The following is a 23831-nucleotide window of genomic DNA, read 5'->3' as shown; positions in this document are numbered from 1 at the left end:
GAGGAGGCGAAGCTGTAAAAAAATGTTTCAATTTAATTATCAGGCTCCGAAAGTGATTGCAGAAATTGGTTGTAATCATATGGGGAATTTTGAAATTGCAAAAGAATTAATTCGTTTGGCAAAAGAATGTGGCGCGGATTATGCAAAATTTCAAAAACGAAACCCCAAAGAATTATTAAGTGATACACAATACAACGCACCACATCCAGAACCTTGGCAAAGTTATGGTAACACTTACGGTCAGCACCGTGAATATCTTGAATTTACTGCTGAACAACATGGCGAACTAAAATTGTATGCTGAAAGTATTGGCATCGGCTACAGTGCATCGGTTTGGGACATTACCAGCGCAAACGAAATTATCGCATTGCAGCCTGATTTTATTAAAATTCCATCTGCCTGTAATCATAATATTCAATTATTGGAATTAATTCGCGATAATTATTTGGGAGATGTTCATATTTCGGTAGGCATGACTACCAGCAGTGAAATAAAAACCATTATCGATTTATTTAATTCTGAAAAATTAAAAAATCGATTGGTACTATATAGTTGCACAAGTGGTTACCCGATTCAATTTAATGAAATTTGTTTATTGGAAATTAAAAAACTACATGATCAATATGGTGAGCAAGTGCAATCCGTTGGATTTAGCGGCCATCATTTAGGTATTGCAATAGATATAGCAGCCTATACCTTAGGAGCTACGTGGATAGAACGCCATTTTACAAAAGATCGCACCTGGAAAGGAACAGATCATGCGGCAAGTTTGGAAGTTCCCGGATTACAAAAACTGATTCGTGATTTGCAACATACACATGAAGCATTACAATATAAAGCATCAGAAATTTTACCGGTAGAATTAGTGCAGCGTAAAAAATTAAAATCAGATAATTAATGGAAATTCTGGCAATAATTCCGGCAAGAGGCGGCAGTAAAGGTTTACCCGGTAAAAACATCAAACCACTATTGCAACATCCATTATTGGCATATAGTATTGCGGCAGCACAAGCAAGTAAATTAATTACAAGAATAACCTTAAATACCGACAGTGAAGAAATTGCAGCGGTTGGTAAACAATACGGAGCGGCCATTCCCTTTATGCGTCCGGCGCATCTTGCTGATGATGTAGCAACAGATCTTGTTGTTTTTGAACATCAGTTAAAATGGATGAAAGAAAATGAAAATTATGTTCCGGATATCATTGTTCAGTTAAGACCAACATCTCCAATTCGGTTTTCAGGATGGATAGATGAAGCAATAACAAAATTATTAAACAGTGATGCCGATTCCGTTCGATCAATAACTGAATCGCCCATAACGCCATTTAAAATGTGGTTGCTCAACGTGAATAATAACGATGCCATGGAACCGTTGTTGAAATTGCAGCATATTGAAGAACCATATAATCAGCCAAGGCAAAAACTACCAACTGTTTACTGGCAAACAGGAACTTTGGATATTATAAAAACCGCTGCAATAACAGAGCAGCACAGTATGAGCGGAAAAAAAATATTGCCCTATTTAATTGAAAGAAAATATGCGATAGATATTGATGATGTTGCAAGTTTTTATAAAGCCGAAGAATTAATTCAAAACAGCGATTGTATCAAATTTGATGAATAAGAAGGAGGGTGTTTTAGTTATTGGTGCCGGTTCAATTGGAGAGCGGCATATCGGCAATCTGTTAGCAATGGGTTATCAAAATATTCATGTTTATCGTCAGCGCAATTTACCTTTTAGGAATATAACGAATTCAGCAATTGTTATACACACAGATTGGTCATCCATACCTAAAGAAAAAATTTTATTCGCAATAATTTGCACCCCAACAAATCAACATCTTGAGCAAACGCTGTTATGTTTGGAAGCCGGATTTCATGTTTTGGTAGAAAAGCCCCTCTCCCACTCAAATGAACATCTTGAACAATTAAATGCAGCAGTAAATAAGTATCGCAAGTTAGTTCAGGTTGCCTATATGATGCGCTTTCATCCGCATATGATTCAGATAAAAGCGATGATAAAATCTAATCAATATGGGAAATTGCATAGTATTAGAACACATTGGGGCAGCTATTTGCCGGATTGGCATCCTTATGAAGATTATAAAACATCTTATGCTGCCAATAAAAATATGGGTGGTGGTGTTGCTTTAACATTGAGTCATGACCTGGATTTAGTTAACTGGTTGGCAGACAGTAAGATTAAAACAGTTGCAAAAAAATTCGGTTATAGCAGTAATTTAAATATTGATGTAGAAAGTGTTGCCGACTTTCAAATTTCATATCAAAATGACATCACAGCGCAGGTACATTTGAACTACCTGGAGCAAATACCCCAACGCAAATACATTTTTATTTTTGAAGATGCAACGGTGGAGGCAGAATACTTCTCTGCAACAATAACCATACACCACAAAGGAATCAAGCAGGTAGAAACAATTGCTGATTTTGACAGAAATGATTTATTTAAAACGGAATTATCCCATTTTATTAGTGAAATAAACAACGATAATGTGACAGCCATTTCGCTGCAACAAATTGAAGAGTCAGCGGTAATTATTAATTTGTGCCAAAATGAATGAAATTGTTACAATTGAAAACAAAGTGATTTTGTTAACCGGTGCTTTTGGATTGATTGGCATGACATTGGTTAAAAGTTTTGCTATGCAAGGTGCTAAAGTTGTGTTGGCAGATAGCAATAAACGGTTAGCCTTAAAAGCTGAAGCAGAATTAAAAGCATTAGGCTATTCTAAAAACACGTTGGTTTGCATAACTGATATTACAAAGGAGAAGTCGTGCAACGCCTGTATACAAAATGCTATTAAAAAATTTAAACGTATTGATGTGCTGATAAATAATGCAGCCATTGATGCAAAATTTGATAAAAGCGCGAATGCGGAAAATAATTCAACAAGGTTTGAAAACTTTCCGCTAGACTTATTACAAAAATCATTTGATGTAAATGTTAAAGGTTTAGTTCTGATAACGCAATTAGCAATTAAACAAATGTTGAAACAAGGTTATGGCAATATTATAAATGTAGCTTCAACCTATTCATTAGTTGCCCCTAATCAGGGTTTATATGATTTTGGAGATGGCAATCAGCAATTTAAGCCAGTTGATTATGTTATAACTAAATCAGTAATTCCGAATTTAACCCGATATATCGCAACTTTTTATGCCAAAAATAAAATTCGGTGCAATGCAATAGCACCGCATGGCATATTTAATAATCATGATGAAGCATTTCTTAAAAACTTTGCTGAATTAAGTCCGATGGGTAGAATGTCTGATAAATCGGAAGTAACAGGACCATTTACATTTTTAGTATCGGATGCTTCAAGTTATATGACAGGAAGTGTATTGACAGTTGACGGAGGGTGGACAGCATGGTAAGAATAGACAAAATACCACAACGCTTAACGTGTGTATTGGATGATTTAATCGATTATGCATTTAAGTCTGTCAGCCCGGTAGAAAATGGTTTACCGGTTATTATTACGGGAGCACCACGATCTGCAACTACCACAGTTGAAGAAATATTCAATTCCAACAAAGTATTTTTATATCACGAACCGTTTTTAAGAAATACAATACTTTGGAATTCTGAACTTGCAAAAATAAACAGCAATCAGCCTTTTAATTCAGCACAAATCAGTTCAATATATAAAGAAATAGTAGCGGTTAAAAACTGGTCACATTACAGAAAAAGTGGACGTTGGTATCCATACCTTACGAAGCTGGCGTTACACAAATCGTTACCATTAAGAAAACGCAGAATAATCATTAAGGATCCGGGTTTGTCGTTTTGCCTGGAAGATGCAGCACCGTTGCTCGGGGATCATTTGGGAATTATCCTGATGCGAAATCCATTGAGTATAGTTACCAGTTTAAATAAATTAAAATGGGACCCTATTCAGCGACTTAATATCATTTATACCCATCCTTATTTTAAACGATATGATATTCATCGCGACAATATCACTATAAACAAAATTGCACAGATGTCGCCTTTAGAAAGGATGGCACTGCAAACTGCTTTGCTGCATTACTTTTTAAATGTGCAATCTGCAAATCGTAAGAATTACAAAATTGTTCATTTTGAAACATTGATGAGTAATCCACCACAAGAAGTGGCTGCACTTTCTCAAGAATTGCAATTTTCTAAAAATTATGTCACTCAATCGCACCTTGAATCAATTACATCAAACGATCAACGTCCAATAACACGACATAGTTACAAACGCAATTCAAAACGTTACATTAAATATTGGGAGAATATCACCAATACTGATGAATGTGCAACCATAAATTATTACTACAATTTATTTAATGCTCCCTATCCACAATAATTTTTATGCATAAAATAAAATTATTTTTGACTGATGTTGACGGTGTAATGACTGACGCCGGAATGTATTATACTGAAAATGGCGATGAATTTAAAAAATTCAATACCCATGATGGCATGGCTTTTAATTTATTAAGGGAGGCCAACATTAAAACAGGAATTATAACCACTGAGCATACAAAAATAGTTGAACGCAGGGCTGCAAAATTAAAAGTTGATTATGTATATCAGGGGGCGGGCTTTAAAGGTAAACTAGCAGCCGCTTTAGAAATATGTGTAAAAGAAAATATTTCTATTAAAGATGTCGCCTATATTGGTGACGATATTAATTGTATTGACTTGTTGATGGCTGTAGGCATTGCTGCTTGTCCTGCCAATTCAACAAAACACGTTAAAGCGATTCCAGGAATTATCCATTTACAAAAAAATGGTGGCGAAGGAGCTATAAGAGAATTTGTAGACGATTATCTTCTATCTGAATAATCGTTGCACGGAATTGCTTTGAAGGCAATTTGATATGAGCGAGTCCAAAAAATTTATTGAAAATATCAGCAGCAACTATTTCATTTTTGCTGTTCGTATCCTTTTAGGAATATATGCGCTTCCGGTATGTTTGCATGCTTACGGTGCCGAACAATATGGGTTGTATATTATATGTTTTGGTTTATCCTCAGCAATGGCTGCTTTTGACTTCGGTTCCTCAAAATCTATTTTCAGATATACTATAGAATATAATGCCGATCAAAATTCAGGCAAATACCAGGAAGCCATCAGTGCAGGAATCTCGTTTAATTTTTACGCTGCCTTTGTAATTGCCATTTTTATGTTGGCGATTGGATTTTTTAGTGATACATTATTTAACATATCAAGTGAAACAGCAAAATCATCATTGCTATTGTTCAGTTTAGCTGCCATAAATTCTTTTTTGATTACACTTGATGCTGTGCCACAAAATATTTTAACTGCCAATAAACATTTTCTAATCCGCAATAAATATCAATTAGCCATTATTGGTTTAAACCTGTTAATTGTTTTAGGTATTCAATTTACTAACCTCATCACTTTAAATATTTTTGCCGCACTTACAACACTAACCACCTTACTTACTTTACTTTGTGACTTATATCTGGTTTCAATTAAAAAGTTATTAAAAGGATTATCCATAAAATTGCTAAGCGGAAAGTCCATTTTTTCTACACCGTATTCTGGATATTCTATGCAGGTTTTTTTATTGTCGCTAATAAGTTTTATGGCTGTTCAAGCCGATCGTTTTATAATTGCCAGTGTTTTAGATGTTGCCTCAGTTACTATTTATACGATTATCACAAAACCTTATTTTGTATTGAGAGGAGTCACATCAATCTCATTCCCGGTAATACAGCCAATGCTTACCCGTTTAAATCTGGAAAAAGACAAAACCGCATATTTTAATTTCACTGGAAAGGTAATTAGAACTGCATTCCTATTTATGCTAAGCATAACATTACTAACTGCAATTTTTTATAATCAGGTATTAACACTTTGGCTGGGAACAGACATCTACAATATCTATATCAAATGGGGCATTTTAAGTTTGGCAGGTTTATGCATTTCAATGTTATATACACCATTTTATCGAACTCTTTTACACAGTAATTATATACGTATTATTGTAAAGTTTTCGTTGATTTCTGTTCTTATTAATGTAATACTAAGTATAACACTTTCAAAACTGCTAGGTTTTCAGGGAGTTATCATCGGCACTTTGGTTCAAATTATTTGTGAGTTTATTTTTTCATATACCTTATTTTATAAGAAATTTGAATATCCGGTTAAATTCACCAAAATCAACAAGGGGTTCCTATTGTTGGTAGTTTGCTTAATTGCAATTGCCTTTGGGATAAATTACCTCGTAGCAAATTATGCACATAATCTCACGTTGCAGGCAATCCTATTTGTAGGCTTTTTAGGGCTGTTAAGTTTTATATTCTATAAAATTATTAAGACCGAAAATATTTTTGGTCAGTTTAGTTCGGTGCAACACAAACCAGCAAGCGACATCGTTACATGACAATTGGGTTAATGCTTACTTTTTTTGATTTCAGAAATGATGTTCGTGCATTAATCAAAAGCATATGCATAAATCACAAAGTGGTTGTTTTTATAAGAAAAGAACATGAACAGTTAATACAAAAGTTCATGATTCCCGGTATGGAATGCAGAATTATAGATGAACATCTAACCACAAAAAAAAATATTTTTTATACGCGATTATATTTATTGTTTAAGCGCCTACCTAAATCGGTGAAAAATTATTACCTGATGGAGGCATACAAAGGTGTTGGACTAAAAGATATTAATCAAAGGAAAAAGGCTGAGCAATTATTAAAATATCAGCAGGCAGCACCACATTTTATTTCATACGATTTTTACTTGAATACGATAGACTATAAAGGCAAAACAGATTTAAGCGGGGTAGATAAAATGATTGCCTTTACTGAAATATACGACGACTATCTATTTGCCCGATTAGTTAGGGAGCAAATACCAACCCAGGTTTATGTTTATAGCTGGGATCACGCGTGCAAGCATGTGCGATTTTCAAAACGTGTGCAATATTTGGTATGGAATCAAGATATTGCAAATGATGTGATGGAGTTACAAGGTGTTCCTGCTGAGCACATTACCATTTTCGGTTCTACACAATTGGGTTACATTGAGCAATTTCTTCGTAGCACAACATCTAACCAAAATCAAAATCCTTACTTTTATTTTGGTTGTGGAATTGGTATACCGGAATTAGTTGAACAAGAAGTAATTATAATTGGTAAACTTGCTGATTGTATAGCACAAGTTTACCCTGATTATAAATTGTATGTTCGACCTTATCCGAATTTTAGTAACTGGGCTATGTATGATTCATTATTAAAGAAAAGTAATGTGGTTTTAGACAACAGTTACAAACAAACCGATTTATCCATAAAAGACGAAGACATTATTTCAAAATTCACATCCATAAATAATGCTGTAGCTTTTTTCATCTTGGCACAACGCTGGGATTAGAAGCATGCTTTACAAATACACCCTCTTTTATATTGGATATCACAACTTATAACAATGCGGCAATTAGTTTATATCATTTTATTCATCAGTATCAAAATGAAAAGTATTTGATAACTGATAACCCATTGAATGTGATAACATCAGAATCCCAGTTAATCGCAACATTGAAGGATATTCAATCTGACAAATATTTAGATTTCAATAAAAAAACCGCTGCACGATTTACAGTTCAATCGTTTGACGCATTAGCAGCGGTTTTAACTATGCAGGTATGAAAAAGATAAATTATTTCATTTATTCATTTTACCTGTATATAATTAACAGGTGCATAACAAACATACCTTCGCACCATATCAGGTTGTTGTTTTTCAAACCACTATTTGGCAGTATTGGTAAAAACAATTCCTTTTTAATGGGTGTCACATTTAGAAATCCGCGTAATATTTTTATTGGCGATAATAATGTATTCAATCAACGTGTGCTATTAGATGGCAGAAATGCCAAATTAACTATTGGCAATAACGTTGATATAGCGCAGGAAACAAATATCTGGACATTGGAACATGATGTTCATGATGATTATCATAAAGACAGCGGTGGCGAGGTTATAATTGAGGATTTTGTTTGGATTAGTACCAGAGTTACCATATTGCCCGGAATTAAAATAAGCAGAGGCGCTGTAGTTGCCGCAGGTGCTGTAGTAACTAAATCGATTGAGCCGATGGTAATAGTTGGCGGCATGCCGGCTAAACCAATAGGGGTTAGGGAAAGTAAATTATTATATACTAAAAAGCACAGGCCTTTATTTCAATAAATGCAAGCTAAAATAAAAGTTGCTTTTTTCCCTTATGGCCTTACCCAGGCAAACCCATATCAGAATCTAATTATACAGGGTTTAGAAAATAATGGCGTGGAAGTAATAAAAGTTCCTGGTATAAAATTTTTTCCGTTACTTACACTTAAACCTGCACAACCGGACATCATTCATGTATTTTGGCCTCATGATTTATATATGGGGAAAAATATTTTTACAAGGGTTGTAAAACAAATCAGTTTATTGCTAACATTAAACATACTTAAAAAGTATCCTACTGTATATTCTGCTGAAAATATAAGTGCCCACAATCCTATTGGCATGTCGCAAGCAACAGAATTAAAATGGATTGGGAAGATACTAAAACGCTGCCGTGGCATTGTGTTTATGAGTGATGCAGCAAAAGAAATATTTGAAAGTTATTATCAAATTCAAAACAAAAAAACTGTCATAATTCCTCATATCAGTTACAAATCAATATACCCGAATCAAATTACCAAATTGGAAGCAAAAGAAAAGATGGGCGTATCCGGTTCATTTGTTTTTTTGGTTTTAGGTCGCTTACAACCGTATAAAGGAATAGAGCAAGCTATCGCAGCCTTCAAATTATTACAAAATCAAAACTGCAAATTAATTATTGCCGGTAAAAGTATATCGTCTGACTATTTCAATAAATTACAATTAGAGGCAGGTGAATTATTAGATGGTAGTATAATATTAAACAATAGTTTTATTCCCAATAATGAGATACAACAGTTTATGAATGCTGCAGATTGTTTAATATTGAATTATTTAGATGTTCCCCTTAATCCGGGTTCACTGGTTATGGCTAAAGATTTTAATATTCCTGTGATTGCAAATAATCATCCTGTAATTGCTGAAAGTTGTGAAAATTTGCCCTATTACCCATTTGAATCGGGAAATATATCGAGTTTATTAAATAGTATGCAAAATGCACTTCTACATAAACACAATAACCTGACTGTTGATTCAACAGTGAAAGATAACAGTCCTGAAACTGTAGGGAAATTATTATTACAGTATTATCAACATCTTATTTTATGAAATACCTTGTAACAGGTGGATTAGGTTTTGTGGGCAATGAACTTGTCAGACAATTACTAGCTGCGGATAATGAAGTTGTAGTGTTAGACAATTGCACAGGAATGGCTCCTGACATTGGGGACATCCTTGATAAAATTAAATTATACAAATCAGATATTACAGTTTTTGACGAAGTGCAGAACTGCATCAGTAAAGAAATGCCGGATTCTGTTATACATTTGGCTGCTATGCATTTTATACCGCAATGCAATCAATTTCCATTAAAGACACAGTCGGTAAATGTAACAGGTACGATACATGTTTTAGAAAGTTGCAGCATTAATAACATCTCAAATTGCACTGTTTTATCTAGTGGTTCAATTTATGCGGATAGTGATTTAGGGTTAGAAGAAGATACATCTGAAATAAAAATATTTGATGCTTACAGCCACTCGAAACTGGCAGTTGAAAATTTATGCAAATTATATGCGATACGCAATCCTGTTACCCGCTATCATGTGATTCGTTTGTTTAATGTTTATGGACCCAGGGAGACTAATCCACATATTATTCCGGAAATAATAAATCAGCTAAAACAGGGCGATATTTTAGACTTAGGTAATATTGAACCACGTCGCGATTTTATTTATGTAAAAGATGCTGCTGCAGGAATTATTGCAATAAGCAATAGAACCAAGGGCAATACTATAGAAACAATTAATTTATGTTCCGGCGTTGATTATGCTATGAAAGATATAATAGAATTCATTGGAACAATCACTAACCGAAACATAATCATTAATACAAATCCGCTTAAATATAGAGCTCAGGACAAATTATTTCAAAAAGGCGCCACAAATAAACTGGCTGCAACCGGAGGGTTCAAGTGCATGTATGATATAGAAATTGGATTAAGGGAATTATTAGACTATGAAAGTTTGTTGAAATGAGAATCTGGCATTATTGTTTATTAATATTATTGGTAGCAATTGAGGGATACTTTATTGTAAGGTATACTGCATCCACGTTAGAAAACAACAACTGGACCGGCCCTTATTTTTCAGCTGCAGCCAATTTGCGTGCCGGTGGTGATTTTATGATTGATGAAGAAGAAGTCATTAAATTTAAAACGCTTCCAATCTTCGATCAATATAAATATCATTTCAATAAATCTTCAAATCTTGAACATTACAATCACAACCCTGTAGGGTTTGCTTATATTATTCGGTTTGCAACTTTTGTTTTTCCATTTGCCGGAGATATTAATGCACTGATATTATTACAAGTTATCACACATTTACTATTATGTTTTTTATTATTGAACACGATAAAGACAAAACAATTTCGGATACTATTTATTTTATTATATGTTATTAATCCAATAATTATTAAGTTCGTTGTATTAGATTACTACTATTTCTGGCAATGCATACCCGGTTTTTTAATAGTTTACCTGCTGAATGCGTCCGTTAAAAATGTAAAACTCGTATACCTTCTAGGGATAATATTAATTTTTGCTACGCTTTCCAGAATTACCATTCTATTCATCAGCTTGCTGACTTTGGGTTTGTTATTTAAATATATTCCTATTAAACATGCTGTTGCCCTTACTACTTTATTTGCAATAGGTTTTATCACCATTAACAAACCAACAGAAAAGAACATCTGGCATACCATTTATGTTGGCATTGCTGCTTACCCGAACCAACACGTAAAAACACTTTCTGATGAAGAAGGTTATGCCCTTTATGAAAAAGTAACAGGAGTAGAATTAGAGGCGCGCATTGGGTATAATTATTATGACCCTGAAGTTATTAATGCCTATCAAACAATCACGAAGGATGCCGTAGTTGAAATTGCCAATGAAAACCCATGGCTTTTTATTAGAAATGCCATACTCAACAGCTTCCAAAGTTTTTCGCCGGGGTATGTTACTTTAAATATTGTGTGGTTAAATATGCTACTGGCTTTTACAGGTTTTATTTTCTTTATTTTATTAATAACCTCAAAACAATATCTCATATTAATAAGTATTGCTTTGTATGCGGGCTCGTTTTGTTTATACTACCCACCAATACAGGCCTATTTATTTGGCGCTTATGTATTATTAGTAGCAGGTTTGTATAATATTCTTATCCATTATAAATTGTTTGCTCCGAAAACTCAGGTAAAGCAGGTTAATTAACATTGAATAAATCAGCTAAACGCCGCGTATTATTTATCAGCTCCAATGATGGTTCTGATATGCGTATCAACAAGGAACTTAAAACCTTGTCGCAGCAATATGAGGTAACTTTTATAGGAGTTGGATTATCCAATAAGGAAAGTTATGCCCGGAATTACTGTAAATATTTTTATCTTATATCCGGTAAGCGAAACAGGCCACTTACAATTTTAAAGCAGTTATGGCTGGTAACTAAATTAGCTTTTAAGGGTTATGACAGCATACATGTTATCAATGAACAATTGATGATCTTTTTTTATCCCTTCATGTTTGGAAAACATGTTGTGTTGGATATTTTCGACTCAATATTCCTCATGAAAAATAAAAGCAGGAATAAATGGTTACTGATAAAAAAAATAATATATGCGCCGGTAGATGTAATTCTAGTTACAGACAATAACCGAAAAACGTTGATGCCCGATTTTACCCAAGATAAAATACGGGTCCTTGAAAATTTCCCATATCATTACACCGGTCCAATCAGGGTTAACTCCGCATCATCTTCACTCACACTGCTTTACAATGGATGGTTGGGTAAAAACAGGGGAACAGATTTAGTAAACCAGTTATTAGCCGTTGATAATAATGTTAAAATTATTATGGCAGGCTGGTTTGCCGATGAACAATCAAGGGAATTAATTAAACATCCTCAGGTAGATTACAGAGGAATTATGACTCAAGAACAGGCTTTAAGTATTGCAGCAACTGAGGCTGATTACATTTTATGTGTTTACGCCTCCAACAACGAGAACAATATTAATGCAAGTCCAAACAAAATATATGATGCCATTCAAACACACACACCGGTAATTGCAAATGCAGAAATAAAAATATCAACTTTTGTAAAAGAAAATAAAATCGGTGTAGTTATCGATAATTACAATACATTCAATCCCATCGAATTACTTGCCGAACTTAGTGCTAAAAAGAATACATTTTCATTTTCTCCAGATTTGATTGAAACATATACCTGGGAAAAAATCGAGGACATTTTAATAACCGCGCACGCAAAATGAAAATATTATTTTGCACAAATGCTTTTGAGGTGGTATCGAATGGCCCGGCAAAATTTGCTCATTTGTTATTGCGATTACAGGATGTATATCCTGATTACGAAGTTCGGGTATTAACTGAAGATGTACAAAAACCTATTGCAGGAAAAGTTTACAAACAAAATTTAAATATCCCCTCAGTATTAAAACCTGCCGGTATGTTTTTACGGATGTTTCAATATCACTCCACAGCAATGCATATTCGGAAAAATGGTTACCCGTTTGATATTCTTATTTACAACAATGCCATTATTGGTTTATGGAGTGGCATATGGTTCAAAAACACGATTGGCTTTATAAATGACGATAATAATGCATCTGCCAATTTTAAGGCCGGTTTTTTAAAATTTAAGTGGAATAAAGCGCATGTGTTTTTTATTACTGAATGGCTTGCCTCAAAAACCTGTAGAAAAATAGTAGCAAACTCAAACTATCTCTATAATTATTTAAAAGTCAAATATGCTATTGCACCACGAAAAATAAATTATTTATACAAAGCAATTGAAATAGCGCCATTTTTATCACCAAGAAACAACACCGAACCTGTAATTTTATTTGTAAAAAATGACTATCAACGGGGTGGGTTGTTTATACTTGCTGAAGCACTTAAAAATTTGAATCGCCCGTTGACTTTCATAGTTGCAGGCACACCGCACTATGTAGCCGATCAACTTTTAGAAAAATTGAAGGGCAGTGATGTGCATTTGCAGTTTGAAGGCATTGTGCCGCAGGAAAAAATATATGAGCTGATGAAATCGGCAGATATTTTCTGTGTCCCTTCTTTTAAAGAAGCTTTGGGTGTAGCAAATTTAGAAGCCATGGCTTTAGGTTGTTCAATTGTTACTTCTAACACCGGTGGCATTCCTGAAGTTATGGACAATGGTAAAAATGGATGGATGGTGGAGCCGGGAAATATTACAGACTTAGCAGGGGCAATTCATGAAGCCCTTACTTTTACTAATTTAGCAGCCGAAAAACGTTTAGCTGCCCTTACATATGTTAAACAATTTAACCTGCAGGCGTTATTTAGCAATTTTGTAACCAAAATCATAAGGTTTGAGTAAGCAATTATCCGAAAATAAAAAAATATTCAGAGATATGGATTTCATATTACTGAATATTAATGCTTTTCTGGTGATTTTCGGTTATGCCTTAGCCGTTTATACAGAATTGCAATCGGTAGGTATAATGAAAATTGTAAAAAGTTTTGTTTTAGTGCTTTCTATTTTTTCTTTATTCAGAAATGCCAAATTGGGTAAAAATCCAATTCCCAGCCCAACGTTTCTTTATATGATGGTATTTTCATTTTGGGTATTACTCATGACTTTTTTTGCTGAGAACGTTTATTTTGCCATTTCGCGTTCGATGACTTTTTTATTACCTTTTTTATATTTGTATGTATCCATTCATAATTTAACAAATAAATACAATGCATTTGCCTTGCTGAAGGCGTTTGCAAGGTCATTCAATATTATTTACGCAATGCCGGTCTTTTTATTCTTGCTAAGCGGGGCCGGATTTTCACAAACTACCATTTACGGGCAGGGATCAACCGAAGGTCAGTTTTTAGTATCCAATCAATATGGCTGGTCATGTGCTGTATTCATGATAACCAGTCTGGATGTATGGCTAAGTACAAAACCCGGAAAAACATATAAAATATTTTTATTGTTTACCAATGTAGTAGCATTATATCTTGTATTAATAAGTGGGAACCGGGCATCATGGCTGGCAATAGCTTTAGCCATGGTAATTTTTGCGCTCCGTTTAAAAACAATACGAACCGATTTCAAAATATTACTGGCCATTTTACCGATTGCAGGTATCATATGGTTTTATAACTTACCGGACTCTTCGTTGCAAACACGTTTAAATGATACTGAAACACAGTTAGAAACTGGGGAAGCCCGGTTTAATACAGCAAAACTCGCCATTAGTGAATTTAATGAAGATAAATATTTATGGGTAACCGGAGCGGGTATGTTTAATTACGAAAGAATAATTCATGGTGAAGGATTAGGTGACTATCATAATTCCTATCTGGAAGTATTATTCGGCGGTGGTATTGCATTATTTTTAATGTTTATAAATTTTATGATCATTCGACCGTTCTATTATTATGCGAAATACTATTCTAAATACTTTCTATTAATAACACCATTTGCAATTATTCCCTTTTTTGAAAGTAATTTAACCGGTGGTCAGTTTTTGTTTTACCCATGGTTTATTTTTATGTTATTGTTTAATATTCCGCCTTATTATGATCAAAAACGTTTGAAGGCCAATCAGGAAATGCTGACAAAAAAGAAAATCGTAATTGGTTCGATAAAACCCTTATAATGTTAACTACTTTAGTAATAATTGGAACAAGGCCGGAAGCAATTAAAATGGCACCGGTAGTTTTAAATCTAAAAAAACAGAAAAACAGTAATTGTTTAGTATGTGTTACTGCACAACATCGCAGTATGTTGGATCAGGTATTATCCTTTTTTGATATAGTCCCTGATTTTGACTTAAACATCATGCAGCACGATCAATCACTAAATGCTATTACTGCTAAAATCATATCCGGTTTAGATGTTGTTTTCACTCAAGCCAATCCGGACATTGTATTGGTGCATGGTGATACCAATACTTCTTTTGCCGCTGCCCTTGCCGCATTTTATCGAAGGATTCCAGTGGGACATGTTGAAGCAGGTATGCGCACATGGAATTTAAATTTTCCTTTTCCTGAGGAGGCAAATCGGGTGTTAACCTCACAAATTGCTTCTGTTCATTTTGCGCCAACAACGCTTAACACAACTAACCTCGTGAAGTCGGGCGTTGCAAAAACAAAAATTGTAAAAACGGGAAATACCGTAATTGACAGCTTATTGCACACTGCTAAAAAGGTGACTGGATTTTCTAATCAGGTAAATGATTTAGGATTAAAACTGGCTGTTGGCTCCGGTAAAAAAATTATTTTAGTTACGGGTCATCGCCGAGAAAATTTTGGAAAAGGTTTTGCAAATATTTGTAAGGCTTTATTAAAAGTTGCTAAAACAAATCCTAATGCAATAATTATATATCCTGTACATCTAAACCCCAATATAAAAACGCCAATTGAAACAGAACTTGGTGCCACACCAAATATCATTTTAACTGACCCACTCTCCTACCCTGATTTTATTTATTTAATGAAAGAAGCTTATCTTATATTAACCGATTCAGGAGGCATACAGGAAGAGGGACCATCTTTAGGTAAACCTGTTTTAGTAATGCGTGATGTAACTGAACGTCCGGAAGCAATAAAATCGGGCACGGTTAAATTGGTAGGGACAGATATCAATAAAATTGTGCAACAAATCAACTTATTGCTTTCTTCAAAAAGTGTTTATTCGAAAATGTCGAAAAAAACAAATCCGTATGGTGACGGCAAAGCTGCAGAAAGAATTACAAAATGGCTTCTTAAAAATGCAAATGCCATTAAAAAATTACAACCTAAATGAAACAACTGATTCAACATCTCCAATCCGGTAAAACAATTTTGGAAGATGTACCTTCTCCGGCGCTAAAACCCGGACATGTGTTAATTCGCACTACCACAAGTTTGGTATCTACGGGCACGGAAAAAATGTTGGTTGAATTCAGTAAAGCAAATTTAATAACGAAAGCGCGACAAAATCCCGACCGTGTTGCGCAGGTTCTAGATAAAATTAAAACAGATGGTTTATTACCAACTCTGGATGCAGTTTTCCGGCGATTGGATGAACCGCTGCCACTTGGTTATTGTAATGTAGGTGAAGTAGTTGCAATAGCAGATGATATAAAAGAATTTAAAATTGGTGATCGCGTGGCAAGTAATGGCACTCATGCTGAGTTTGTTTGTGTGCCAAAAAATCTTGTTGCATTAATTCCTGAAAATGTTTCAGATGAGGAAGCTGCATTTACAGTTGTAGGCTCCATTGCGTTGGAAGCAATCAGATTAGCAAAACCTCAAATAGGCGATACTGTTGCTGTAATTGGTTTAGGGTTAATCGGATTAATCACCTGTCAGCTACTAAAAGCATCGGGCTGTCATGTTGTAGCTTTTGATATTGCACCTGAAAAAATACAAATCGCAAAATCATTACAAATTGAAGCTTATAATACCAATACTACATCTATTGAAAGCATAAGTGAAAGTCAAAACAATGGGCTTGGATTCGATGTGATTTTTATAGCAGCATCCGCAAAAAACGATAACCTGATTAATATTGCTGCAAGGGCTACCAAAAAACGCGGGCACATAATTTTAATTGGAGTTATTGACCTAAACCTTGAGCGTAGCGAGTTTTATAAAAAAGAAATACTATTTCAGGTTTCGTGCTCATACGGACCGGGACGTTATGATGAGCAATATGAACAGCAGGGCATAGATTATCCGGAGGCCTATGTTAAATGGACCGCTAAACGGAATTTCGAGACTGTACTAAAGGCGCTTGCAACAAAACAAATTGCAGTAACGCCATTAATTACGCAAAAAACAGCATTTGAAAATGTAATAACACTTTACGATAAAATATCAGATGCGCATACGATTGCTGCGATAATAACATATTCCGGCTCAAATCACCCGACACAACGTATTACGGTTACACAAAATATAAAATCAAAAGGCAAAACGATTGCAGCAATTATTGGAGCAGGTAATTTTAGTAAAATAACCTTATTGCCTGCTTTATCGAAAACCGGTGTTTATATTAAATACATTAGCGGCAATGATGGTTTAGATGTTACCGATATTGCAAAAAAACACAGCATTCATCAGGCTATTACAGATAATCAAATTATTTTAAACGACCCAGATGTTAATTTTGTAATAATAGCAACACGCCACGATACACATGCCGAACTAACAGCACAGTTTTTAGCTGCCGGTAAGCATGTATTTGTAGAAAAACCTTTAGCATTAAATTTAGAACAGCTTGAGCAAATAACAGCTCACTATACAACAGAAACGGCCTTATTTGCCGGATTTAACAGGCGTCATGCACCCCTTGCAGTTAAGGCAAAATCATTGGTTGGAGATAACATGTTGGCGAATATTATAATTACAATTAATGCAGGTAAATTACCAGATGACCATTGGTTATATAATAAAAAAACCGGAGGTGGCCGACTAATAGGTGAAGCTTGTCATTTCTTTGATCTGATGAGTTATTTTACCGGTAGTTTAATTAATACTGTTTATGCAACTGATGCACCTGTTTCTAATCATCTTGAAAATACAATAATTCATTTAACATATAAAAATGGCAGCCATGGAACTATAAATTACCTGGCCAATGGCAGCAAGCAATATCCCAAAGAAAAAATTGAAATCTTTGTCGGCAATAAGGTAATTGTAATTGACAATTTTAAATCCCTGAAAACTTTTGGAGTAACCACATTTAAAAATCCGCTGCACAGTCAGGACAAGGGTCATGACGCACAGTTTGCAGCGGTAATTGATATTTTAGAAAATGGGAAGTCTCCATATACCAGCTTCGAATCATTAAAAAATACTACTTTGGCAACATTTGCTGCTGAAGAAAGTATTGCTACAAAAAAGGTTATCGAAATTGATTGATATTTTATGTGCGGCATTTTAGGATTAATTAAAAATAGTAATACAAAAAATTCGTTTGCTGCCGCATTTGATGTAATTAAACATCGCGGTCCGGATAAAAGTGGCATTTATGAAGATGATTCAGTCATTTTAGGCACCCATCGTTTAAAAATACAAGACCTCAGTGCACATGGCGACCAACCAATGTATGATTCAAGCGGTCGGTATGTTATTATTTTTAACGGTGAAATTTATAATCATTTTGACATCAGAAATAAATTAGCACTTTACGGTGTAACTTTTGCCAGTCAGTCGGATACAGAAACCGTATTATTAGGCTATATACAGTTTGGTGAAAAAATACTGAACATGTTAAATGGCATTTTTGCTTTTGCTATTTATGATAAAGTATCGCATAATTTGTTTGCAGCAAGGGACCAAATGGGTGTTAAACCATTTTATATTTATAAAAAAGGGGCCGCTTTTGCCTTTGGTTCAGAATTAAAATCATTAATATATCTGGATGGGTTCGATAAAACGATAAATTATCGGGCACTGGTAAATTATATGAATTTCTTATGGTCGCCGGGTGAAGTGACACCATTTTTGTATGTGAGCAAATTATTACCGGGAGAATGTTTTACTATTAATACACAAGATAGTTCCACTTATGTAAAAAAGAAGTTTTTCGAAATACCATTTGATGGTTCACGAGAATTTTATACAGATGAAATGTGGATTGATACTGTAGAAAATAAAATTCAAAATGCAGTTCAGTCGCAGTTATTAAGTGATGTACCGGTAGGATTTTTCTTATCAGGCGGTATCGATTCATCCGTGTTAGTTGCCGAAGCAAAACGCAGCGCACCAAATACTACCATTAATTGTTTTACCATACAGAGCGGCAATGACGAAGAAAGTGAAGGATTTAAAGCTGACTTTTATTACGCCAAACAAGCAGCGGAAAAGTTAGGTGTTCAATTACACCATGTAGATGGCAGTATTAGTATTGTTCAGGAATTTGACAAAATGATCTGGCATCTTGATGAGCCGCAAGCAGATTTTGCGCCATTATATGTTTACAAAGTTTGTGAGGCTGCCAGAAACATGGGAATAAAAGTTTTAATTAGTGGAGCAGGTGGCGATGATGTATTTTCGGGGTACCGCCGCCACCAGGCGATTAAAATGGATAATCTAATTAAAAATGTTCCATCGTTCATTTTTCATGGTGCTACAAAATATTTACAGTTAAAAGATGTAAATAAACCTACCATTCGAAGATTAAATAAATTCATTAAAAGAAATAAGGATAGTTCAATATCGCGTTTGATTGGTTATTTTGAATGGTTTCCGATTTGTGATAATTTACAATTGTTCCATCCTGATATCCAGTCACAGGTTATTAATTACAACCCGGAAGAATATTTATATCTCGCACTGGAACAGATACCGGATGAGGAAAGTTTATTAAATAAAATGTTGTATTTGGATTTAAAATCTTTTTTAGTTGACCATAATTTAAATTATACGGACAAAATGGGAATGGCAGCCGGTGTAGAAGTGCGTGTTCCCTTTTTAGACTTGGATTTGGTAAAAATGAGCACTAAACTTCCTCCGAATCTTAAACTCAGGAATTTAGAAACAAAACATGTATTAAGAAAAATAGCAGGCAAACATCTACCATCAAATATCGTAAACCGTTCCAAAACAGGCTTCGGCGCTCCTGTGCGTAAATGGATAAATCATGATTTAGCGGAAATGTTGGAAGAGCGTTTGTCGGAATCAGCGTTAAACAAATTCCAAATATTTAATTACCCTGCAGTGCAGCAATTAATTGCTGATAATAAAAAGGGTCGAGTGGATGGCTCCTATACCATATTAACAATGATGGCGATTCAAAGCTGGATGGAGCAATTTTATACTAACGATAGCAGACAGAATTAATTGGCCATAAATAAATATATTTCATATTTTCAGCAAGCCGGTTTCAGGTATCTATTAAACAGAGGTGTTTATTCTATTTGGAGTAAATCAGTTATTTATAGAAACAAACACAGTGTTGAACCTGTTAAAATATTTCCGGTATCAAAATCTGAGTGGGAAAATAGTACTTGTAAATTTTTTATCCCACCACAAGAACAAATAGTTATCCCCAAAAAACAAAACCCTGTTTTAGAAACCAAAGCCAACAAAATATTTGGTGGCGCTTATCCATTTTTCAACACACAATATTTGCCAATTCCAAACATTCGCGATTGGCATACCGATCCTTTTACAGGCAAAAAATATACGGCAGATAAACATTATCTTGATTTCGACGATTTCTCTGAAGGTGAAGACATTAAAAACATTTGGGAAAGAGCTCGTTTTTGTTACCTCTTTGACATTATTCGGTATGACCATCATTATTCAAGTAATTCAACTTCATTTGTAATTAGTGAAATTACCTCGTTTATTGATGCTAATCCAATCAATTTCGGCCCACATTATATTTCGGGCCAGGAAATAGCCATTCGTGTTTTAAATTGGCTATTTGCTTTACACTTCTATCAACAAGATGAACAATTTGATGAAGCCGTTTGGCAAAAAATAATGTGTTCAGTTTACGAACAATTACAACTTATTTATTGTAATTTCCATTATGCAGAAAAGTTCGTTCGCAATAACCACGTGATAACAGAAGCTGCGGCATTATTTGTTTACAGTGTTTTATTTCCGCAGTTGAAGGAAGCGCAACACTGGCAAAAATATGCCTTATCGATTTTAGAGCGTGAAGGCGTTTACCAAATTTTCAACGATGGCACCTATTTGCAATATTCTATGAATTACCATCGGGTAATAATACAGGTGTACACATGGATTTTGAAAATAGCAAAATTAAATTCGATATCGCTTAGTGAAAAATTAATTACAAGATTAACATCATCCTTACAATTTTTAATTCAATGCACGAATGAAAAAACGGGAAAATTACCCAACTACGGAGCTAACGATGGTTCCTTATTTTTTCCGTTAAATGATAATCTGTTTAATGACTTCAGACCTCAGTTACAGTGCCTGGCAAATAGTTTAGGAATTGAGTATTTAGAAAATACTGTTTTTGAAGACACTTTATGGTTTCAAAATCAAACTTCCGGGTTTCAGACAAATTATGCACCATTAAAAGGGGTTCGCAATTATAGCGACAGCGGGTATTATACTTTTAGAGAAAAAGAACAATTTACCTATATTACCTGTTGTGCATTTAAAAACAGACCATCCCAAGCCGACCAGTTACATATTGATATTTGGAATGGTGATATTAATATAATGAGAGATGGTGGCAGCTTTAGATATAACACAGATAAATCGGATATCCTATATTTTTTTGGAACACAGTCGCACAATACCGTAACATATAATCAATTGGATCAGATGTTAAAAGGCCCCAGATTTATTTGGTATTTCTGGTCCAAAGTAATTCATGCTACCACAACTGAGGATGAAAACAGTTATACGTTTAACGGGAAAATAAAAGCATTCCGGCAATCCGGAAAATGGATTACACATGAAAGAACGGTTACTAAAATAAAAGGCCGGCCGGATTGGACAATAATAGATATAATTGATAACTCTGAAAAAAAGCCAGTTCAACAAATATGGCACCCAGATATTAGTTTTGACACCAACTTTGTAATTAGTGCTGTTGATGAACAAGGAATTAATATTGAGCGTCAAATTGAAACAGGGTTTTATTCAGGCAGCTACGCAGAAAAAATAAAATGTGAACAATACATTTTTAGTACACATACAAATAAAATAACCACACATATCAGAGCCCTTTAACAGCATGCACATATTACTCATTCATCAATATTTTCAGGAGACCGATGACCCGGGTGGTTTGAGATGGAATGCTATGAGTAAAATTTGGGTTGCAGAAGGCAATACGGTAACAGTAATTGCAGGAATGACCCATTACACAAAAGGTATTCGCAATCCTAAGTATGATAATAAATATGTACATGTTGAACAATTTGCGCCTGGCATTAAGGTGATTCGAACACATGTTTCAAAATCATATAATAATCATTTCAGAGGTCGCCTCAATGCTTATTTTGCATTTGTTTTTTCCGGTATTTATGGCGGGTTAATTAAAGCACGTGAAAAATATGATTGTATTATTGTGAGCTCACCACCTTTAACAGTGGGTATTATAGCACGGGTATTAAGTTTATTTAAGCGTATACCATTTATTTTTGAAATCAGAGACCTTTGGCCGGAGTCGGCTATTGATACGGGGGTGCTTAAAAATAAATCAGCCATTAAAATGGCCTATCGGCTTGAAAAATCTTTATACAAAAAATCTACCTTAATTAATGTGCTAACACCGGCTATGCGTGATACATTAATTGATAAAAAAGGCATACCTGAATCAAAAATTATCTATTTCCCAAATGCTGCTGATTTTGATATCAGCGATAATTTATTAGCAAATTTCGACATAAAGGCATATCGAAAATCAATTGGTATAAATGAACAAACTCTTGCACTTTGTTATGTAGGTGCACATGGCGTGGCTAATCATTTAACACAAGTGCTCGAAGCGGCTGATTTATTAAAGCACCGGGATGTTGTGTTTTTGTTAATTGGTGATGGCATGCAAAAACAGGAGCTAATTGCAAAAGCTAAACAAAAGGGTTTAACAAATGTAATTTTTATAGATTCTGTAACTAAAGAAGCTGCATTAAAATATATACTGGCTTGTGATTTGGGATTATCAGTGTTAAAAAAAGCGGAAACTTTTAAAACAGTATATTCCAATAAAACATTTGATTATATGGCTTGCAAAAAACCGGTAGTATTAGCCATTGACGGAGTTTCCCGAGCACTGGTTGAAACTGCAAATGCCGGCACTTTTGTTGAACCGGAAAACCCACACCATCTGGCTCAGGTAATTGAAAAATATTTGTTGAACAAGGAATTAATAATTAGTCAGGGCGAAAATGGCTATCGTTATGCAAAAGTACATTTTGACAGAAATGTTTTGGCTTTAAATTACCTTCAGGCTATTAAATTACATCTTGGCAAAAAACAAATTACACCAGATTATACTACAAGTAGAAATGTATCGTAATATCATAAAGCCGCTATTGGATTTTGTATTTGCATTAATGGCAGTTATTATACTTTCTCCATTAATGCTGGTTATTAGTCTATTTTGTTTTATCAATTTTAAGGGTCATATTATTTTCGTGCAAAAACGAGTTGGCAAAAACGAGCGCATTTTTACCATATATAAATTTATTACGATGTTGCCTGAAAAAGAAAATAATTATGCAAGTGATAAACATCGTATTACCAAAGCTGGCACATTTTTACGCAGCACGTCACTGGATGAATTACCTCAACTATTTAATATTTTATTCGGGCAAATGAGTTGGATTGGTCCGAGGCCATTATTAATTAAATACCTGCCATATTATACAACAACTGAGCATCAACGGCATTTAGTAAAACCCGGAATTACCGGACTTGCACAGGTAAACGGGAGAAACACTATTGACTGGGATACACGCTTACAATACGATATTACCTATGTAAAAAACATCCGTTTAAAAACAGATGTACAAATTGTAATTAAAACCGTTAAATATGTTTTGCGGCGAAGTGGTGTAGTTTCTGACCCTCGTTCACAATTAGCAGATCTTGATATTGTGCGGCGTAATCATAAAAATATTTAAGCATACAAAA

The 23831-nt window shown here is 34.5% G+C and carries 22 protein-coding genes; all 22 read left to right on the top strand.

Annotation, left to right across the window (positions count from 1 at the left end; genetic code table 11):
- The first annotated feature begins 22 nt into the window (after positions 1-22).
- The 22 genes from IPI65_03775 to IPI65_03670 are packed head-to-tail and all read left to right on the top strand — an operon-like array spanning position 23 to position 23821.
- Positions 23-898, top strand: a complete 876-nt coding sequence (locus tag IPI65_03775; GenBank protein ID MBK7440664.1) for an N-acetylneuraminate synthase family protein — start codon at positions 23-25, stop codon at positions 896-898.
- The gene (locus IPI65_03770; GenBank protein MBK7440663.1) at positions 898-1626 is read left to right on the top strand and encodes an acylneuraminate cytidylyltransferase family protein; all 729 of its coding nucleotides are present in this window, start codon (positions 898-900) and stop codon (positions 1624-1626) included. The genes IPI65_03775 and IPI65_03770 overlap by 1 nt, the downstream gene beginning before the upstream one ends.
- Positions 1619-2584, top strand: a complete 966-nt coding sequence (locus tag IPI65_03765; protein MBK7440662.1) for a Gfo/Idh/MocA family oxidoreductase — start codon at positions 1619-1621, stop codon at positions 2582-2584. Before IPI65_03770 ends, IPI65_03765 begins: the two co-directional genes overlap by 8 nt.
- On the top strand, positions 2577-3398 hold the full coding sequence (locus IPI65_03760; GenBank protein MBK7440661.1) for an SDR family oxidoreductase: 822 nt from the start codon (positions 2577-2579) through the stop codon (positions 3396-3398). The genes IPI65_03765 and IPI65_03760 overlap by 8 nt, the downstream gene beginning before the upstream one ends.
- On the top strand, positions 3392-4354 hold the full coding sequence (locus IPI65_03755) for a sulfotransferase (GenBank protein ID MBK7440660.1): 963 nt from the start codon (positions 3392-3394) through the stop codon (positions 4352-4354). The genes IPI65_03760 and IPI65_03755 overlap by 7 nt, the downstream gene beginning before the upstream one ends.
- A 5-nt stretch (positions 4355-4359) precedes the next feature.
- The gene (locus tag IPI65_03750; GenBank protein MBK7440659.1) at positions 4360-4836 is read left to right on the top strand and encodes an HAD hydrolase family protein; all 477 of its coding nucleotides are present in this window, start codon (positions 4360-4362) and stop codon (positions 4834-4836) included.
- A gap of 34 nt (positions 4837-4870) precedes the next feature.
- Entirely contained in the window at positions 4871-6403 is a 1533-nt protein-coding gene (locus IPI65_03745) for a lipopolysaccharide biosynthesis protein (protein MBK7440658.1), read from the top strand.
- 11 nt (positions 6404-6414) lie between these two features.
- On the top strand, positions 6415-7395 hold the full coding sequence (locus IPI65_03740; protein MBK7440657.1) for a hypothetical protein: 981 nt from the start codon (positions 6415-6417) through the stop codon (positions 7393-7395).
- Positions 7396-7427: 32 nt separating this feature from the next.
- Positions 7428-7670 carry a hypothetical protein gene (locus tag IPI65_03735; GenBank protein ID MBK7440656.1) on the top strand — a complete coding sequence of 81 codons (243 nt, stop codon included), beginning with the start codon at positions 7428-7430 and terminating at the stop codon, positions 7668-7670.
- Positions 7667-8209 (top strand): acyltransferase, encoded by a 543-nt coding sequence (locus IPI65_03730; GenBank protein MBK7440655.1) that lies wholly within the window; start codon positions 7667-7669, stop codon positions 8207-8209. Before IPI65_03735 ends, IPI65_03730 begins: the two co-directional genes overlap by 4 nt.
- Positions 8210-9274 carry a glycosyltransferase family 4 protein gene (locus IPI65_03725; GenBank protein MBK7440654.1) on the top strand — a complete coding sequence of 355 codons (1065 nt, stop codon included), beginning with the start codon at positions 8210-8212 and terminating at the stop codon, positions 9272-9274.
- Positions 9271-10203 carry an NAD(P)-dependent oxidoreductase gene (locus IPI65_03720; protein ID MBK7440653.1) on the top strand — a complete coding sequence of 311 codons (933 nt, stop codon included), beginning with the start codon at positions 9271-9273 and terminating at the stop codon, positions 10201-10203. Before IPI65_03725 ends, IPI65_03720 begins: the two co-directional genes overlap by 4 nt.
- Positions 10200-11438 carry a hypothetical protein gene (locus IPI65_03715; protein ID MBK7440652.1) on the top strand — a complete coding sequence of 413 codons (1239 nt, stop codon included), beginning with the start codon at positions 10200-10202 and terminating at the stop codon, positions 11436-11438. Before IPI65_03720 ends, IPI65_03715 begins: the two co-directional genes overlap by 4 nt.
- A gap of 2 nt (positions 11439-11440) precedes the next feature.
- Positions 11441-12493 (top strand): hypothetical protein, encoded by a 1053-nt coding sequence (locus tag IPI65_03710; protein ID MBK7440651.1) that lies wholly within the window; start codon positions 11441-11443, stop codon positions 12491-12493.
- Complete coding sequence (locus tag IPI65_03705; protein MBK7440650.1) at positions 12490-13593, top strand: glycosyltransferase family 4 protein; 1104 nt, start codon at positions 12490-12492, stop codon at positions 13591-13593. The genes IPI65_03710 and IPI65_03705 overlap by 4 nt, the downstream gene beginning before the upstream one ends.
- The gene (locus IPI65_03700) at positions 13586-14869 is read left to right on the top strand and encodes an O-antigen ligase family protein (protein MBK7440649.1); all 1284 of its coding nucleotides are present in this window, start codon (positions 13586-13588) and stop codon (positions 14867-14869) included. The genes IPI65_03705 and IPI65_03700 overlap by 8 nt, the downstream gene beginning before the upstream one ends.
- Complete coding sequence (gene wecB, locus IPI65_03695; GenBank protein ID MBK7440648.1) at positions 14869-16017, top strand: UDP-N-acetylglucosamine 2-epimerase (non-hydrolyzing); 1149 nt, start codon at positions 14869-14871, stop codon at positions 16015-16017. Before IPI65_03700 ends, wecB begins: the two co-directional genes overlap by 1 nt.
- Entirely contained in the window at positions 16014-18119 is a 2106-nt protein-coding gene (locus IPI65_03690; protein MBK7440647.1) for a bi-domain-containing oxidoreductase, read from the top strand. Before wecB ends, IPI65_03690 begins: the two co-directional genes overlap by 4 nt.
- A gap of 6 nt (positions 18120-18125) precedes the next feature.
- A complete protein-coding gene (asnB, locus tag IPI65_03685; GenBank protein ID MBK7440646.1) occupies positions 18126-20042 on the top strand; it encodes an asparagine synthase (glutamine-hydrolyzing) in 1917 nt (638 codons plus the stop codon).
- The gene (locus IPI65_03680) at positions 20043-21923 is read left to right on the top strand and encodes a heparinase II/III family protein (protein ID MBK7440645.1); all 1881 of its coding nucleotides are present in this window, start codon (positions 20043-20045) and stop codon (positions 21921-21923) included.
- 4 nt (positions 21924-21927) lie between these two features.
- Positions 21928-23214: a glycosyltransferase family 4 protein gene (locus IPI65_03675; protein ID MBK7440644.1), complete on the top strand. Its 1287-nt coding sequence runs from the start codon at positions 21928-21930 to the stop codon at positions 23212-23214.
- Entirely contained in the window at positions 23204-23821 is a 618-nt protein-coding gene (locus IPI65_03670; GenBank protein ID MBK7440643.1) for a sugar transferase, read from the top strand. The genes IPI65_03675 and IPI65_03670 overlap by 11 nt, the downstream gene beginning before the upstream one ends.
- Positions 23822-23831 lie beyond the last annotated feature (10 nt).

Source organism: Bacteroidota bacterium, assembly GCA_016706255.1.
Classification (GTDB): Bacteria; Bacteroidota; Bacteroidia; order Chitinophagales; family BACL12; genus UBA7236.
This window is presented reverse-complemented; position numbering and strand designations above follow the sequence as displayed.